At 70.4% G+C, this 14,232-nt stretch carries 12 protein-coding genes; 6 read left to right on the top strand and 6 right to left on the bottom strand.

Annotated elements, in window-relative coordinates:
* The 4 genes from VMR06_RS09875 to ndk all read right to left on the bottom strand — a co-directional run.
* Nucleotides 1-220: helix-turn-helix domain-containing protein (locus VMR06_RS09875; protein WP_325375719.1), on the bottom strand; the 220-nt coding region annotated here is incomplete at its 3' end.
* Between the two features lie 148 nt (nt 221-368).
* Nucleotides 369-1,142: a type IV pilus biogenesis/stability protein PilW gene (gene pilW / locus VMR06_RS09880; RefSeq protein WP_325375721.1), complete on the bottom strand. Its 774-nt coding sequence runs from the start codon at nt 1,140-1,142 to the stop codon at nt 369-371.
* Nucleotides 1,132-2,253, bottom strand: coding sequence for a 23S rRNA (adenine(2503)-C(2))-methyltransferase RlmN (gene rlmN, locus VMR06_RS09885; RefSeq protein ID WP_325375723.1), 1,122 nt, complete (start codon nt 2,251-2,253; stop codon nt 1,132-1,134). The genes pilW and rlmN overlap by 11 nt, the downstream gene beginning before the upstream one ends.
* Before the next feature lies 1 nt (nt 2,254).
* Nucleotides 2,255-2,680, bottom strand: a complete 426-nt coding sequence (gene ndk / locus VMR06_RS09890; RefSeq protein ID WP_325375725.1) for a nucleoside-diphosphate kinase — start codon at nt 2,678-2,680, stop codon at nt 2,255-2,257.
* Nucleotides 2,681-2,950: 270 nt separating this feature from the next.
* Between ndk and VMR06_RS09895 the strand changes: the two genes are divergently transcribed.
* From VMR06_RS09895 to VMR06_RS09905, 3 genes are all read left to right on the top strand, one after another.
* Complete coding sequence (locus VMR06_RS09895) at nt 2,951-3,583, top strand: TetR/AcrR family transcriptional regulator (protein WP_325375727.1); 633 nt, start codon at nt 2,951-2,953, stop codon at nt 3,581-3,583.
* 38 nt (nt 3,584-3,621) lie between these two features.
* Nucleotides 3,622-5,991, top strand: a complete 2,370-nt coding sequence (locus VMR06_RS09900; protein WP_325375729.1) for a 3-hydroxyacyl-CoA dehydrogenase/enoyl-CoA hydratase family protein — start codon at nt 3,622-3,624, stop codon at nt 5,989-5,991.
* A gap of 71 nt (nt 5,992-6,062) precedes the next feature.
* Entirely contained in the window at nt 6,063-7,259 is a 1,197-nt protein-coding gene (locus tag VMR06_RS09905) for an acetyl-CoA C-acyltransferase (protein WP_325375731.1), read from the top strand.
* Between the two features lie 62 nt (nt 7,260-7,321).
* Here VMR06_RS09905 and VMR06_RS09910 read toward each other — a convergent pair whose 3' ends face one another.
* Nucleotides 7,322-8,242 carry a DMT family transporter gene (locus VMR06_RS09910; RefSeq protein ID WP_325375733.1) on the bottom strand — a complete coding sequence of 307 codons (921 nt, stop codon included), beginning with the start codon at nt 8,240-8,242 and terminating at the stop codon, nt 7,322-7,324.
* Nucleotides 8,243-8,326: 84 nt separating this feature from the next.
* Between VMR06_RS09910 and VMR06_RS09915 the strand changes: the two genes are divergently transcribed.
* Nucleotides 8,327-8,815, top strand: a complete 489-nt coding sequence (locus VMR06_RS09915) for an 8-oxo-dGTP diphosphatase (protein WP_325375734.1) — start codon at nt 8,327-8,329, stop codon at nt 8,813-8,815.
* A gap of 196 nt (nt 8,816-9,011) precedes the next feature.
* Nucleotides 9,012-10,937, top strand: coding sequence for a DEAD/DEAH box helicase (locus tag VMR06_RS09920; RefSeq protein WP_325375892.1), 1,926 nt, complete (start codon nt 9,012-9,014; stop codon nt 10,935-10,937).
* Nucleotides 10,938-11,334: 397 nt separating this feature from the next.
* Here VMR06_RS09920 and VMR06_RS09925 read toward each other — a convergent pair whose 3' ends face one another.
* Entirely contained in the window at nt 11,335-12,402 is a 1,068-nt protein-coding gene (locus VMR06_RS09925) for a hypothetical protein (RefSeq protein ID WP_325375736.1), read from the bottom strand.
* Between the two features lie 136 nt (nt 12,403-12,538).
* Here VMR06_RS09925 and hutU point away from each other — a divergent pair, with 136 nt between their 5' ends.
* Complete coding sequence (hutU, locus tag VMR06_RS09930; RefSeq protein WP_325375738.1) at nt 12,539-14,212, top strand: urocanate hydratase; 1,674 nt, start codon at nt 12,539-12,541, stop codon at nt 14,210-14,212.
* Nucleotides 14,213-14,232: the final 20 nt, after the last annotated feature.

Genomic DNA, 14,232 nt, shown 5'->3' on the forward strand with positions numbered 1-14,232 from the left:
CCTGCGTCATGCCCTGATAGTCGTCGGCCTCGATCCGCGCGATCAGCCGGACCGGCAGCTTCAACCGTGCCGCGACCTCATCGCGCGTCCAGCCCTTCGCCTCGCGGGCGGCACGCAGGTGCTGCCCCAGCGAACCCTCACCGGCGTCGATGTCCCCCTGAGCAGACGCCGCCGCCGGTACTCCGGTTGCGTCCGCAAGACTTTCCGATTCGATAGCCATTGCTGTGCCTGTGCTCTCGATTGTGTCCTGGCCAGTCTCCAGGTGCAGCGGCAGCTGGCCGTTGTCGTTGTCGTCGCTGGATCGTTCTCGCGCACGCGTCCCCCCTGCGACATCCCCGCGCGAGCCTGGGAGTGTCCGGTTGTTCATGTCACGACGTCCCCGGTGCATCCAGCATGCGAGCCTGCTGCGAGTTGGGGAAATCCTGCAGCAGGCGGCGGGTGTAATCCCTGACGCCGTCGGCATTGCCGAGCTGCAGTTCGATGTTGCGGCCGAGCATCAGCGTCTCCGGGCGCGCGCGCGCCATGCCCTCGTAGCGCTGCATGAACGCGCGCGCGCGAAAATACTCGCGCCGCGCATAGAGCACCGAAGCCATCTGGAACAGCGCCTCGGTATTGTTCTGGTCCTGCTCGAGCGCCACGCGCAGCTTCTGCTCGGCCTCGTCGTAGCGGCCGGCACGCGCCAGGCAGATGCCGGCATTGCCGAGCGCCAGCGCCGGCGTGCGGTAGAACGGGTCGGCGATCGCGCGGTCGAAGTACGCCGCGGCTTCTTCCGGCTTGCCGTTGTTGCACAGATACCAGCCGTAGTTGTTCGCCTCGGCGCCGCTGTCGGGCTTGAGCTGCGCGGCGCGGCGATAGTGCTCGCCGGCCTTCTGCGGATTGCCGATGCGCTCGTAGAGCACCGCGATCACGGTATGCGCGTCGGCATAGGCGCCGTCGGCCTCGAGCGCGCGCGTGAGCTTTTCCATCGCCAGTTCGAGCTGCCCCTGCTGCATGTAGCGCTGGCCGAGCTCGGTGTTGGTGCGCGCCGCTTCCTGCTTCCTGGTCGGGTTGTTGTTGTTCGATACGCCGCCGCCGCTGGTGGCGCAGCCGACCGTGCCGCACAGCAGCAGGGCGATCAGGGCCGGCCGGAGGCTAGGCCGCATCGGCCACTCCCCGCTCCAGCGTGCGCCGGAATTCGGCCTGGCGGCGCGTGCGGTCGACCACCTGCCCCTTGAGCTGGCCGCAGGCGGCGTCGATGTCGTCGCCGCGCGTGCGGCGCACCATCGTCAGCACGCCGGCGTCGAGCAGGATCTTCTGGAACGCGCGGATCGTGGCCTCGTCGGAGCGCTCGAAGCGCGTGCCGGCGAACGGGTTGAACGGAATCAGATTGACCTTGCTCGGCACCGTGCGCATCAGCTTGACCAACTGGCGCGCGTGCTCGGGCAGGTCGTTGACGCCCTTGAGCATCGTGTATTCGAACGTGATCGTCGTGCGCGGCCGCTTGGCCGCGTAGCGCCGGCACGCGGCCAGCAGCTCGGCAATCGGGTACTTCTTGTTGAGCGGCACGATCTCGGTGCGCAGCTCGTCGACCGGCGCGTGCAGCGAGACCGCGAGCGAGACGTCGCTGGTTTCCGACAGCTTGTCGATCATCGGCACCAGACCGGCCGTCGACAGCGTGACGCGCTTGTTGGCGAGGCCGAAACCGAGGTCGTCGCGCATGATGCTCATCGCGCGCACGACGTTGTCGAAATTCAGCAGCGGCTCGCCCATGCCCATCATGACGACATTGGTCAGCTTGCGCTGATGGTGCGGCACGTTGCCGAGATGACGCGCCGCCACCCAGACCTGGCCGATGATCTCGGCCGTGGACAGGTTGCGGTTGAAGCCCTGGGTCGCGGTCGAGCAGAACTGGCAGTTGAGGCCGCAGCCGACCTGCGAGGACACGCACAGCGTGCCGCGCGAGGTCTCCGGGATGAACACGGCCTCGATCGCGTTGGCGCCGTCCATGCCGAGCAGCCACTTGTGCGTGCCGTCGGCGGACTGCTTCTCGAACAGGACGTTCGGCGGCACGATCTCGGCGACCGCCTGCAGCTTCTCGCGCAGCGCCTTGCCGACGTCGCTCATCTGCGCGAAGTCGGTGACGTGACGGTGATAGACCCACTTCATGACCTGATCGGCCCGGTACGGCTTCTCGCCGAGCTGCGCGAAGAACGCACGCAGCTCGGCGCGATCGAACCCGAACACGTTGGTCTTGGGGGTCGTCACGGCGTCCATCTCAGCGCGAGACGACCTCGGTCGCCGCGAAGAAGTAGGCGATCTCGGCCGCGGCGGTGTCGGCCGCGTCGGAGCCGTGGACGGCATTGGCGTCGATCGAATCGGCGAAGTCGGCGCGGATCGTGCCCGGGTCGGCCTTCTTCGGATCGGTCGCGCCCATCAGCTGGCGGTTCTTGGCGATCGCGTCCTCGCCCTCGAGGGCCTGGATCATGACCGGGCCGGAGATCATGAACTCGACCAGCGCGTTGAAGAACGGACGCTCGCGGTGCACCGCGTAGAAGCCTTCGGCCTCGGCGCGCGACAGCTGCTTGTAGCGGGCGGCGACGATCCTGAGGCCGGCCTTCTCGAAACGCGTGTAGATCTCGCCGATCACGTTCTTGGCGACCGCATCGGGCTTGATGATGGACAGGGTGCGCTCCAGCGCCATGAAATGGTTTCTCCGGAAAGTGAATGCGTGGCCGCGCTGCGAGTGCGCGGCCGTGGGCATATGAAGAATCCGCGAACTTCCGCGGGGTTAGCAGATGTATGAACGGAAGATTCTAGCCGGTTCCGCCGCCCGGCGCCATGCCGGAATGGCGACTGAGCCACGTTTTTACACGCGCGGTGCCGCCCGGCGCGGGCGCACCGATGCTGCAGCGCGGTTTGACGGGGGTGACGGGACTGGCTTAGATTCAAACGGTCGTTTGATTCATCTCTCATGGGACCACCCGTGGACCTGACCCCGTTCTCGACCCGCCAGCGCATCCTCGGCGCTGCCGAGGAGCTGTTCGCCCGTCACGGCTTCGCCGGTGCTTCGCTGCGCCAGGTGACCGCCAGCGCCAAGGTCAATCTGGCCGCGGTCAACTACCACTTCGGATCGAAGGAGAACCTGATCGAGGAGGTGTTCCGGCGCCGTCTCGACGAGCTCAACGCACGCCGCACCGAACTGCTCGCGCAATGCCGCGAGCGCGTGGACCTGAGCCTCGAGGACGTGCTCGACGCGTTCGTGCGACCGGCGCTGGAGCTGTCGCTGAGCGATGCCGGCGGCGCGGCGTTCGTGCGCGTGCTGGCGCGTGCCTACGCCGAGCACGACGAGCGCCTGCGCCGCTTCCTGTCCGACAACTACGGCCACGTGCTCAAGGAGTTCGCGGTCGTGTTCGCGCGGCTGCTGCCGCAGCTCGACAAGGAAGAACTCTACTGGCGGCTGGACATCGTGTCCGGCGCCCTCACCTACGCGATGGCCGATTTCGGCGTGCTCAAGCGGCGCGGCGACGTCAGCGAACAGGAACATCGCGAGCGCACCGCGTCCCATCTGATCCGTTTCGCCGCCGCCGGCCTGCGCGCCGCGTGAGCGTCCCGCCTCTTTCACCATCCGCATCGGAGAGCTCGATGTCCGTCACCCCTCTGCTGATCCGCAAAGCCGCCGTGCTCGGTGCCGGCGTCATGGGCGCCCAGATCGCCGCCCACCTGACCAATGCCGGCATCGACACGATCCTGTTCGACCTGCCGGCCAAGGAAGGCGACAAGAACGGCATCGTCGCCAAGGCCCTGGCCAACCTGACCAAGCTGTCGCCGGCGCCGCTGGCCGATCCCTCGCTGGCCGCCGCGATCACGCCGGCCAACTACGAGGACGACCTGGAGCGCCTGCGCGGTTGCGACCTGATCATCGAGGCGATCGCCGAGCGCATGGACTGGAAGCTCGACCTGTACCGCAAGATCGCGCCGTACGTGTCGGACAGCGCGTTCATCGCCAGCAATACCTCGGGCCTGTCGATCAACACGCTGGCCGAGGCGCTGCCGGCCGCGCTGCAGCCGCGCTTCTCGGGCATCCACTTCTTCAATCCGCCGCGCTACATGCACTTGGTCGAGCTGATTCCGGCACGCGCGACCGACCCGTCGCTGCTGGCCGGGCTCGAGGCGTTCCTGACCACCCGGCTCGGCAAGGGCGTGGTCTACGCGCGCGACACGCCCAACTTCATCGGCAACCGGATCGGGGTGTTCTCGATCCTGGCCACGATGCACCACACCGAGCAGTTCGGCCTCGGCTTCGACGAAGTCGACGCGATCACCGGTCCGGCGATCGGGCGTCCGAAGAGCGCGACCTACCGCACCTCCGACGTGGTCGGCCTCGACACGATGGCGCACGTCATCAAGACGATGGCCGACACCCTGCCCGACGATCCGTGGCATGCCTACTTCAAGGCGCCGGCCTGGCTGCAGGCGCTGATCGACCAGGGTGCGCTCGGCCAGAAGACCGGCGCCGGCTTCTTCCGCAAGGTCGGCAAGGAGATCCGCGTACTCGACCTCGGCCTGCACGACTACCGCGCGGCCGACCGCGGCGCCTCGCCCGAGGTCGCCGCGATCCTCGCGATCCGCGATCCGGCCGAGAAGTTCGCGAAGCTGCGCGCCTCGCAGGACCGCCAGGCGCAGTTCCTGTGGGCGACGTTCCGCGACCTGTTCCACTACGCCGCGTATCACCTGGCCGACATCGCCGATACCGCGCGCGAGGTCGATTTCGCGATCCGCTGGGGCTACGGCTGGAAGCTCGGTCCGTTCGAGACCTGGCAGGCAGCCGGCTGGCGCCAGGTCGCGCAGTGGATCAACGAGGACATCAGCGCCGGCAAGGCGATGAGCACGGCGCCGCTGCCGGCCTGGGTCACCGACGGCCGCGACGGCGTGCACGGCGCCGACGGCTCGTGGTCGGCCAGCGCCGGCAAGCCGCTGCCGCGCTCGGCACATGCGGTCTACCGCCGCCAGCGCTACCCCGACGCGCTGCTCGGCGAGCGCTTCGACACCGGCACCACCGCCTGGGAGAACGACGGCGTGCGGCTGTGGCATCTCGGCGACGAGGTCGGCATCGTCTCGTTCAAGACCAAGATGAACACCGTCAACGACGCGGTGCTCGACGGCATCCAGCGCGCGATCGACGAGGCCGAGAAGGCGTTCAAGGCGGTCGTGCTCTGGCAGAGCGGCGAGCCGTTCTCGGCCGGCGCCGACCTCAAGGGCGCGCTCGGCCTGTTGCAGGCCGGCAAGATCGACGCGTTCGAGGCGATGGTCGCCAACTTCCAGGCGACCAGCCAGCGCATCAAGTATTCGCTGGTGCCGGTGGTCGCCGCGGTGCGCGGCATGGCGTTCGGCGGCGGCTGCGAATTCCAGATGCATTCGGCACGCACCGTCGCCGCGCTGGAGAGCTACATCGGCCTGGTCGAGGCCGGCGTCGGCCTGCTGCCGGCCGGCGGCGGACTCAAGGAGATCGCGTTGCGCGCGGCCAGCGTGCCCGGCGCCGATCCGTTCGACGCGATCAAGCGCATGTTCGAGACCGTCGCGATGGCCAAGGTGTCCGGCTCGGCGATCGAGGCCAAGCGCCTGGGCCTGCTGCGCGCCGACGACGTCGTCGTGTTCAACGCCTACGAACTGCTGCACGTCGCCGCGGTGACCGCCGCGGCGCTGGCCGACCAGGGCTACCGGCCGCCGCTGCCGGCCCGCGCGATCACGGTCGCCGGCGACGTCGGCACCGCGACACTGAAGATGCTGCTGGTCAACATGCTCGAGGGCCGCTTCATCTCGGCGCACGACTTCGACATCGCCAGCCGCATCGCCGACACGCTGTGCGGCGGCGCGATCGAGCGCGGCTCGCAGGTCGACGAGCGCTGGCTGCTCGACCTGGAGCGCCGGCACTTCGTCGAACTGGCGCAGACCGCCAGGACCCAGGAGCGCATCGCGCACACGCTCGCCACCGGCAAGCCGCTTCGCAACTGACGAGGGGCCCGGCGCAGGCGCCGCACGGCGCCGCGCCGGACCGCTTCCCGATCTTCTTCGGAGACTTCCAGATGACCAAGCAAATCCAGGATGCCTACATCGTCTCGGCGGTGCGCACGCCGGTCGGCAAGGCACCGCGCGGCGTGTTCCGCAATACGCGGCCGGACGACCTGCTCGCGCACGTGCTGCGCGGCGCGCTGGCCGCCGCACCGGGCGCCGATCCGGCCGAGATCGCCGACGCGGTGATCGGCTGCGCGATGCCGGAGGCCGAGCAGGGCATGAACGTGGCGCGCATCGGCGTGCTGCTGGCCGGCCTGCCCGACACGGTGCCGGCGCAGACGATCAACCGCTTCTGCTCCTCGGGCGTGCAGGCGATCGCGCTGGCCGCCGACCGCATCCGCACCGGCGACGCCGATCTGATGCTGGCCGGCGGCACCGAGTCGATGAGCATGGTGCCGATGATGGGCAACAAGATCGCGATGAATCCGGCCGCGTTCGCCGACGAGAACGTCGCGATCGCCTATGGCATGGGCATCACCGCCGAGAAGGTCGCCGAGCAGTGGAAGGTCAGCCGCGAGGACCAGGACGCGTTCGCCGCGGCCAGCCATGCCAAGGCGCTGGCCGCGATCGCCGCCGGCGCGTTCGCCGACGAGATCCTGCCGGTCACGCTGGACGACCATTATCCGGATCTGGCCCGGCGCACGATCATCACCGACGGCCGCACGATCGGCACCGACGAGGGTCCGCGTCCCGGCACCAGCGTCGAGACGCTGGCCAAGCTGCGTCCGGTGTTCCGCAACGGCGGCAGCGTCACCGCCGGCAACGCCTCGCAGATGTCCGACGGTGCCGGCGCGCTGCTGCTGGCCAGCGAGAGCGCGCTCAAGCGCTATGGCCTGACGCCGCTGGCGCGCTTCGTCTCGTTCGACGTCGCCGGCGTCAAGCCGGAGATCATGGGCATCGGGCCGATCGCGGCGATTCCCAAGGCGCTGAAGCTGGCCGGCCTGACGCGCGACCAGCTCGACTGGATCGAGCTCAACGAAGCGTTCGCCGCGCAGGCGCTGGCGGTGATCCGCGACGTCGGCCTCGACCCGGCCAAGGTCAATCCGCTCGGCGGCGCGATCGCGCTCGGCCATCCGCTCGGCGCCACCGGCGCGATCCGCGCCGCGACGCTGATCCACGGTCTGCGCCGCCGCAAGCAGAAGTACGGCATGGTGACGATGTGCATCGGCACCGGCATGGGCGCTGCCGGCATCTTCGAGGCGCTCTGAGCGAACCAGACCGGATGGCGGCCGACCGGGCCGCCATCCCGGGCAAGGCATCGCGGCGCCGATCAGCCCTCGACCGATCGACCGCCGCGCGTGCCGAGCCAGGCCCCGGCCAGCAGCACCACGAACGCCACCGCCTGCGTCCAGTGCGGCCGTGCCGCGCCGAAGACCAGCAGCAGCAGCGTCGACAGCAGCGGCGCCGCATACGACAGCGCGCCGAGCAGCGCGATGTCGCCGTGCTTGGTGCCGCGATCCCAGAGCAGGAACGCCGCGCCGACCGGCCCCAGCCCCATCACCAGCAGCACCGCCCACTGCATCGGCGTCGGCATCACGAACGATTCGAACAGGCCGTGCGCGGCCGCGCCCGCTGCGGCCACCAGCAGGCAGCTGCCGGCCAGTGCGCTGCTCGGCACGCCGGCGTAGCGGCGGTTGAGCACCGAATAGGCGGCCCAGGTCACGGCGGCAGCGGCGGCTGCGAGGTAGCCGGGCGCATATGCCGGATCGAGGCCGAGCCGCTCGCTGCGCGTGACCAGCAGCACCGCGCCGCAGAGGCCGAGCAGGGCGCCGCCGATCTGCCGCCAGCCCACGCGCGTGCCCGGCAGCAGGCCGGCGAACAGCACGATCAGCAGCGGCCACAGATAGTTGATCAGGTTCGCCTCGACCGCCGGCGCGCGCTTGAGCGCGATGAAGTACAGCGCGTGGTAGCCGAACAGCGCCGCGGTCGACAGCGCCAGCGCGGCGGCCGGCTGACGCAGTCCGGCCAGACCGGCGCGACCGCGCGCGAATGCCCAGCACGTGCCGGCGAGGCCGGCGATCGCGAACGTCGTGGCGAGCACCTGGAACGGCGGCAGGCCGTCGGTCGCGGTCGTCAGCACCGCCAGCGCGGACCACAGCACGATCGCCGCCAGGCCGCTCAGCGTCCCGCCGCGCAGCGCATGCTGCGCCGGCGAGGCCGCTGTCGCTACACTGTCGTCGCCTCGTCGCATCGATACGCCCCTGCACGGCCGGCGCGCATCTTGCGTCGCCGCGCCGATGCCGGCAACCCGTCCCGTCCTGCAACGCTCGAAACCATGCCCTATACGCCCATCGTCGCCACGCTCGGCTACGTTCTGTCGCCGGATCGCTCGCAGGTTCTGCTGGTCCATCGCAATGCGCGGCCGGACGACCAGCACCTGGGCAAGTACAACGGCCTGGGCGGCAAGATGGAGCCGGACGAGGACGTCGTCGCCTGCATGCGCCGCGAGATCCGCGAGGAGGCCGGCATCGAATGCACCGACCTGCGCCTGCGCGGCACGATCAGCTGGCCGGGGTTCGGCAAGCACGGCGAGGACTGGCTCGGCTTCGTGTTCCTGATCGACCGTTACGAGGGCGAGCCGCTCAACGAGAATCCCGAGGGATCGCTGGAGTGGGTCGCGATCGAGCGGATCTTCGAGCTGCCGCTGTGGGACGGCGACCGGCACTTCCTGCCGCTGGTGTTCGACGCCGACCCGCGCGCGTTCCACGGCGTCATGCCGTATCGCGACGGACGCATGGTGTCCTGGTCGCACAGCCGGATCTGAGGCGCCGGCGCGGTTCCGCCGCCGCTCAGCACGGCCGGCGCAGGCTGCCGCGATGACCGCGCCCGCCCCACCGCGTCGCCACGCCCGCACCAGTCGACGCGCAATCCGCCGGGCGGACCGCTACAATGGCGGGCTCACTCCGCTCACCGCGCTGCCGTTCCGGCGGCCCTCCAGGTGATACACCATGTCCGATCCCATCGCCGGTGACGCCACGGCAGCCGTCTCGTTTCGCGATCTCGCTCTCGGAGATGCCCTGCAGCGGGTGCTGTCCGAGGTCGGCTACGAGGCCCCTTCGCCGATCCAGGCGGCGACGATCCCGCATCTGCTGGCCGGTCGCGACGTGCTCGGCCAGGCCCAGACCGGCACCGGCAAGACCGCGGCGTTCGCGCTGCCGATCCTGGCGCGCCTGAAGACCGACGCGGTCAAGCCGCAGGCCCTGGTGCTGGCGCCGACGCGCGAACTGGCGATCCAGGTCGCCGAGGCGTTCCAGCGCTATGCCGCGCATCTGCCCGGCTTCCACGTGCTGCCGATCTACGGCGGTCAGAGCTACGGCCCGCAGCTGGCCGGCCTCAAGCGCGGCGCGCACGTGGTCGTCGGCACGCCGGGGCGCGTGATCGACCATCTGGAGCGCGGCTCGCTCGATCTGTCGCAGCTGACCACGCTGGTGCTCGACGAGGCCGACGAGATGCTGCGCATGGGCTTCATCGACGACGTCGAGACGATCCTCGCCAAGACGCCGCCGCAGCGCCAGGTCGCGCTGTTCTCGGCGACGATGCCGGCGCCGATCCGGCGCATCGCCCAGACCCATCTGCGCGACCCCGCCGAGGTCACGATCAAGACGCGCACCACGACCGCCGCCAACATCCGGCAGCGCTACTGGTGGGTCAGCGGACTGCACAAGCTCGACGCGCTGACGCGCATCCTCGAGGTCGAGACCTTCGACGCGATGATCGTGTTCACGCGCACCAAGCAGGCCACCGAGGAACTCGCCGAGCGGCTGCAGGCGCGCGGCCTGGCCGCCGCGGCGATCAACGGCGACATGCAGCAGCAGCAGCGCGAGCGCACGATCCAGCAGCTCAGGGACGGCAAGCTCGACATCCTCGTCGCCACCGACGTGGCCGCGCGCGGTCTCGACGTGGAGCGGATCAGCCACGTGCTCAACTACGACATCCCGCACGACACCGAGTCCTACGTGCACCGGATCGGCCGCACCGGCCGCGCCGGCCGCAGCGGCGAGGCGATCGTGTTCGTGACGCCGCGCGAGAAGCGGCTGCTGCAGGCGATCGAGCGCGCGACGCGCCAGCCGATCGAGGAGATGCAGCTGCCGACCGTGCAGACCGTCAACGACAAGCGCATGGACCGCTTCCTGCAGAAGATCACCGACACGCTCGCCGCCGGCGAGCTTGGCCTGTTCCAGTCGATGGTCGAGCGCTACCAGCAGGAGAAGAACGTGCCGGCGATCGAGATCGCCGCGGCACTGGCGCGCATCGTCCAGGGCGACAAGCCGCTGCTGCTCGAGCCGCCGGCGCGTCCCGAACGCAAGCCGTTCGCGCCCGCCGCCGGCACCGAGCGCGAGCGTCCGGAGCGGCGCGAGCGCCGCGAGCCGGGCGCGCGTCCCGAGCGCGCGGCACCGCGGCACGAACGCACGCCGCATGAGCGTGCGCCCCTCGAGCGCGCGCCGCGCGACACGCCGGCGTTCGCGCCGGCGACCTCCGGGGACGGTTTCGCGGCCGGGCCGGGCGATACCACGCGCACCGAACGTCCGCGCCGGCCGGCCGCGGCGCGCGCGCCGGAGCCGGGCATGGAGACCTTCCGGGTCGAGGTCGGCCACGTGCACGGCGTCAAGCCCGGCAATCTGGTCGGCGCGATCGCCAACGAGGCCGGGCTCGAAAGCAAGTACATCGGCCGCATCGAGATCGAGCACGACCACAGCCTGATCGACCTGCCCGAGGGCATGCCGCCGGAGCTGCTGTCGCACCTCAAGAAGGTCTGGGTGTCCGGTCAGCGGCTGCGCATCAGCCGCGTCAAGAGCGGCGGCGACGAAGGCGGCCGGCCGCCACGCCGGCCGGGTGCGGCGCCCAAGCGCAGCGGGCCGCCTAAGCGGCCGCGCTCGGACGGCTGATCGCGCCGACTTCACCCCGGCCCGGGTGTCGCGCGGCGCGGCGACGCCTCCTCGCCGGATCGCGCGCGCATGATGGGCATGGGACATGCCGCTGCATAGCAGACGCTGCGAATCTCATGGCCTTCCGCGAGCGCCGCGAGCCCGGTCGCACGATCGCAGCGATCGCGCCTGACAGGTGCCGCGCCCGGCGCCGACGCGCCGGATAGACCGGGATCATCACCGGCCGCCGCCGTGCGATCGCCGGCGGCGCAATCGTTCGAATGCCCGAGGCTGCGATCGAGCGCCTCGGGCGGGCAGCGCACACGCCGTGCAAGCGCGCCGCGACCACGCAACCGCCTCTGCACACGAGCGGCCTTTTCGTGTACCTCGAGCCCACTCGAAGCGGCGGCGAGGGATGCTACGGCCCGTCGAATCCGTCGCGCAGCAGGATGTCGTCCGGCTCGCGCACGTCCGGGACCGCGAACGGCGTGCCGAGCGTGCCGGGGCCGAGCGTCTCGCCTTCGATCACCTGCAACGGCGCGACGTCGCCGTCGGCCGTCGCATCGAAGACCAGCAGGCGGTTCGTCGCCGGATCGCCGTTGGAACTGATCGCGACCATGATCCGGTCCAGATCGGCGTCGTAGCCGAGCCCGGTCGGGTAGTACGACGTCGAGCTCGGAATCGACAGCTGCGTCGCCGGTCCGGCGATCGTGCGCAACGGCGCAGCGGTGCCCGCGGCGGCGGCGTCGAAGATGCGGATCAGCGCATGCCGGTCCGCGCCGGTCGTCTCCTCGGCCAGGATCATCAGCGTACCGGCGGTTGGATCATGCGCCATGCCGCGCGCATTGGCGGTGTGCGCGCTCTTGAGCACGCGCGTCGGCGCGACGAAGCCGTTGGCGGTGCGTGCGTGGAACACGATCTGGGTCGTGCCGTCGCCGTCGTAGTCGAGCACCGCGGCCTCGTCGCTGGCCGGCAGGTAGGTCAGCGCGAACGGATTGGCGAGCCGGGTCAGGCTGCCCTGCACGCCGCCCCAGTTGATCCGGCGCAGCGGCTCCACGTCGGCGCCGTCGCCGTCGATCGGATAGGTGTAGATGCAGCAGTTGGTCGAGATCACCAGCAGCTCGCCGTGCGCCGGCACCGGCGCGCTGGCGCGGGTCTGGGAGAGCGAAGGCGGATTGAGCACGCGCAGCGGCGCGACGTCGCCGCCGGCGCGCGCCGGATAGACGCGCACCGCCTCGCCGTAGAAGTCCGAGACGTAGATGACGCCTTCGCCCGGTTCGTAGACGCCGAACGCCGGCGTCAGCAGCTGCGTCGCCGGGCCTTCCAGCCGGCGCAGCGGCGCGGCGCTGCCGGTCGCGTCGCTGGCGAACACGCTCAGCGGATGCGTGGTCTGCTCGAACGGCGGGAAGCCGCCGATCAGGATTTCGGCTTGCGCCGCCGGCAGCGCGCCGGCCAGCATCCAACCCAGCAGCATACGGACTCGCATCGCGGCACTCTCCGATCGGATCATGCCGTCCTCTACGCAGATCGGTACCGCAAATCCCAACGCGGCCGCGCCGCGGCGCTGCGAGAAACCGCGCCGGCGCGCGATAATCGCGACCTGCCCCGTTCCGGAGAACCCGATGTCCGCCACCGGCAATCGCCTCGATCCCACCCGCACGATCCGTGCGCCGCGCGGCAGCCAGCTGTCGTGCCGCAGCTGGCTGACCGAGGCGCCGTTCCGCATGCTGCAGAACAATCTGGACCCCGAGGTGGCCGAGAACCCGGCCGCGCTGGTCGTCTACGGCGGCATCGGCCGCGCCGCGCGCGACTGGGCCTGCTACGACGCGATCCTCGCCGCGCTGCGCACGCTCGGCGACGAGGAAACCCTGCTGGTCCAGTCCGGCAAGCCGGTCGGCGTGTTCCCGACCCATGCCGACGCGCCGCGCGTGCTGATCGCCAACTCGAACCTGGTCCCGCACTGGGCCACCTGGGAGCACTTCAACGCGCTCGATCGCCAGGGCCTGATGATGTACGGCCAGATGACGGCCGGCTCGTGGATCTACATCGGCTCGCAGGGCATCGTCCAGGGCACCTACGAAACCTTCGTCGAGCTCGGCCGCCAGCACTACGGCGGCACCTGGAGCGGCCGCTGGATCCTGACCGCCGGCCTCGGCGGCATGGGCGGCGCGCAGCCGCTGGCGGCCTCGCTCGCCGGCGCCTGCAGCCTGACGATCGAATGCCAGCAGAGCCGCATCGACTTCCGCATCAAGACCCGCTACGTCGACGAGCAGGCGACCGACCTGGACGACGCGCTGGCGCGCATCGCGCGCTACACCGCGGCCGGCGAGGCCAAGTCGATCGCCCTGCTCGGCAACGCCGCCGAGGTGCTGCCCGAGCTGGTGCGCCGCGGCGTGCGTCCCGACGCCGTCACCGACCAGACCAGCGCGCACGATCCGGTGCACGGCTACCTGCCGATCGGCTGGAGCGTGGAGCGCTGGCAGGCCGAGCAGACCACCGATCCGGGCGCGGTGCGCGACGCGGCGAAGCGCTCGATGCGCGTGCACGTCGAGGCGATGCTCGCGTTCCATGCGCAGGGCATTCCGACGATCGACTACGGCAACAACATCCGCCAGATGGCCAAGGACGAGGGCTGCGAGAACGCGTTCGACTTCCCGGGCTTCGTGCCGGCCTGCGTGCGGCCGCTGTTCTGCCGCGGCGTCGGCCCGTTCCGCTGGGTCGCGCTGTCGGGCGATCCGGAAGACATCTACAGGACCGACGCCAAGGTCAAGGAGCTGATCCCGGACGAGCCGCATCTGCACCGCTGGCTCGACATGGCGCGCGAGCGCATCAGCTTCCAGGGTCTGCCGGCGCGGATCTGCTGGGTCGGCCTGGGCACGCGCCACAAGCTCGGCCTGGCGTTCAACGCGATGGTCCGCAACGGCGAGCTCAAGGCGCCGGTCGTGATCGGCCGCGATCACCTCGACTCGGGCTCGGTGGCCAGCCCGAACCGCGAGACCGAGGCGATGCTCGACGGCAGCGACGCGGTCTCGGACTGGCCGCTGCTGAACGCGATGCTCAACGTCGCCGGCGGCGCGACCTGGGTCTCGCTGCATCACGGCGGCGGCGTCGGCATGGGCTACTCGCAGCACAGCGGCGTCGTGATCGTCTGCGACGGCAGCGAGGCGGCCGACCGGCGCATCGCACGCGTGCTCTGGAACGATCCCGGCACCGGCGTGATGCGCCATGCCGATGCCGGCTACGAGATCGCGATCGACTGCGCGCGCGAACAGGGCCTCAAGCTGCCGATGATCTGAGCGCATCGATCGACCGCGCG

This window comes from Dokdonella sp. (assembly GCF_035511235.1).
Taxonomy (GTDB): domain Bacteria; phylum Pseudomonadota; class Gammaproteobacteria; order Xanthomonadales; family Rhodanobacteraceae; genus Dokdonella.

Excerpts from the sequence above, each read along its gene's own strand:
- VMR06_RS09915 (WP_325375734.1), top strand. The coding sequence starts at position 8,327 with ATGCCCTATACGCCCATCGTCGCCACGCTCGGCTACGTTCTGTCGCCG.
- pilW (WP_325375721.1), bottom strand. The coding sequence starts at position 1,142 with ATGCGGCCTAGCCTCCGGCCGGCCCTGATCGCCCTGCTGCTGTGCGGC.
- VMR06_RS09910 (WP_325375733.1), bottom strand. The coding sequence starts at position 8,242 with ATGCGACGAGGCGACGACAGTGTAGCGACAGCGGCCTCGCCGGCGCAG.
- VMR06_RS09905 (WP_325375731.1), top strand. The coding sequence starts at position 6,063 with ATGACCAAGCAAATCCAGGATGCCTACATCGTCTCGGCGGTGCGCACG.
- VMR06_RS09895 (WP_325375727.1), top strand. The coding sequence starts at position 2,951 with ATGGGACCACCCGTGGACCTGACCCCGTTCTCGACCCGCCAGCGCATC.
- hutU (WP_325375738.1), top strand. The coding sequence starts at position 12,539 with ATGTCCGCCACCGGCAATCGCCTCGATCCCACCCGCACGATCCGTGCG.
- ndk (WP_325375725.1), bottom strand. The coding sequence starts at position 2,680 with ATGGCGCTGGAGCGCACCCTGTCCATCATCAAGCCCGATGCGGTCGCC.
- VMR06_RS09900 (WP_325375729.1), top strand. The coding sequence starts at position 3,622 with ATGTCCGTCACCCCTCTGCTGATCCGCAAAGCCGCCGTGCTCGGTGCC.
- VMR06_RS09925 (WP_325375736.1), bottom strand. The coding sequence starts at position 12,402 with ATGCGAGTCCGTATGCTGCTGGGTTGGATGCTGGCCGGCGCGCTGCCG.
- rlmN (WP_325375723.1), bottom strand. The coding sequence starts at position 2,253 with ATGGACGCCGTGACGACCCCCAAGACCAACGTGTTCGGGTTCGATCGC.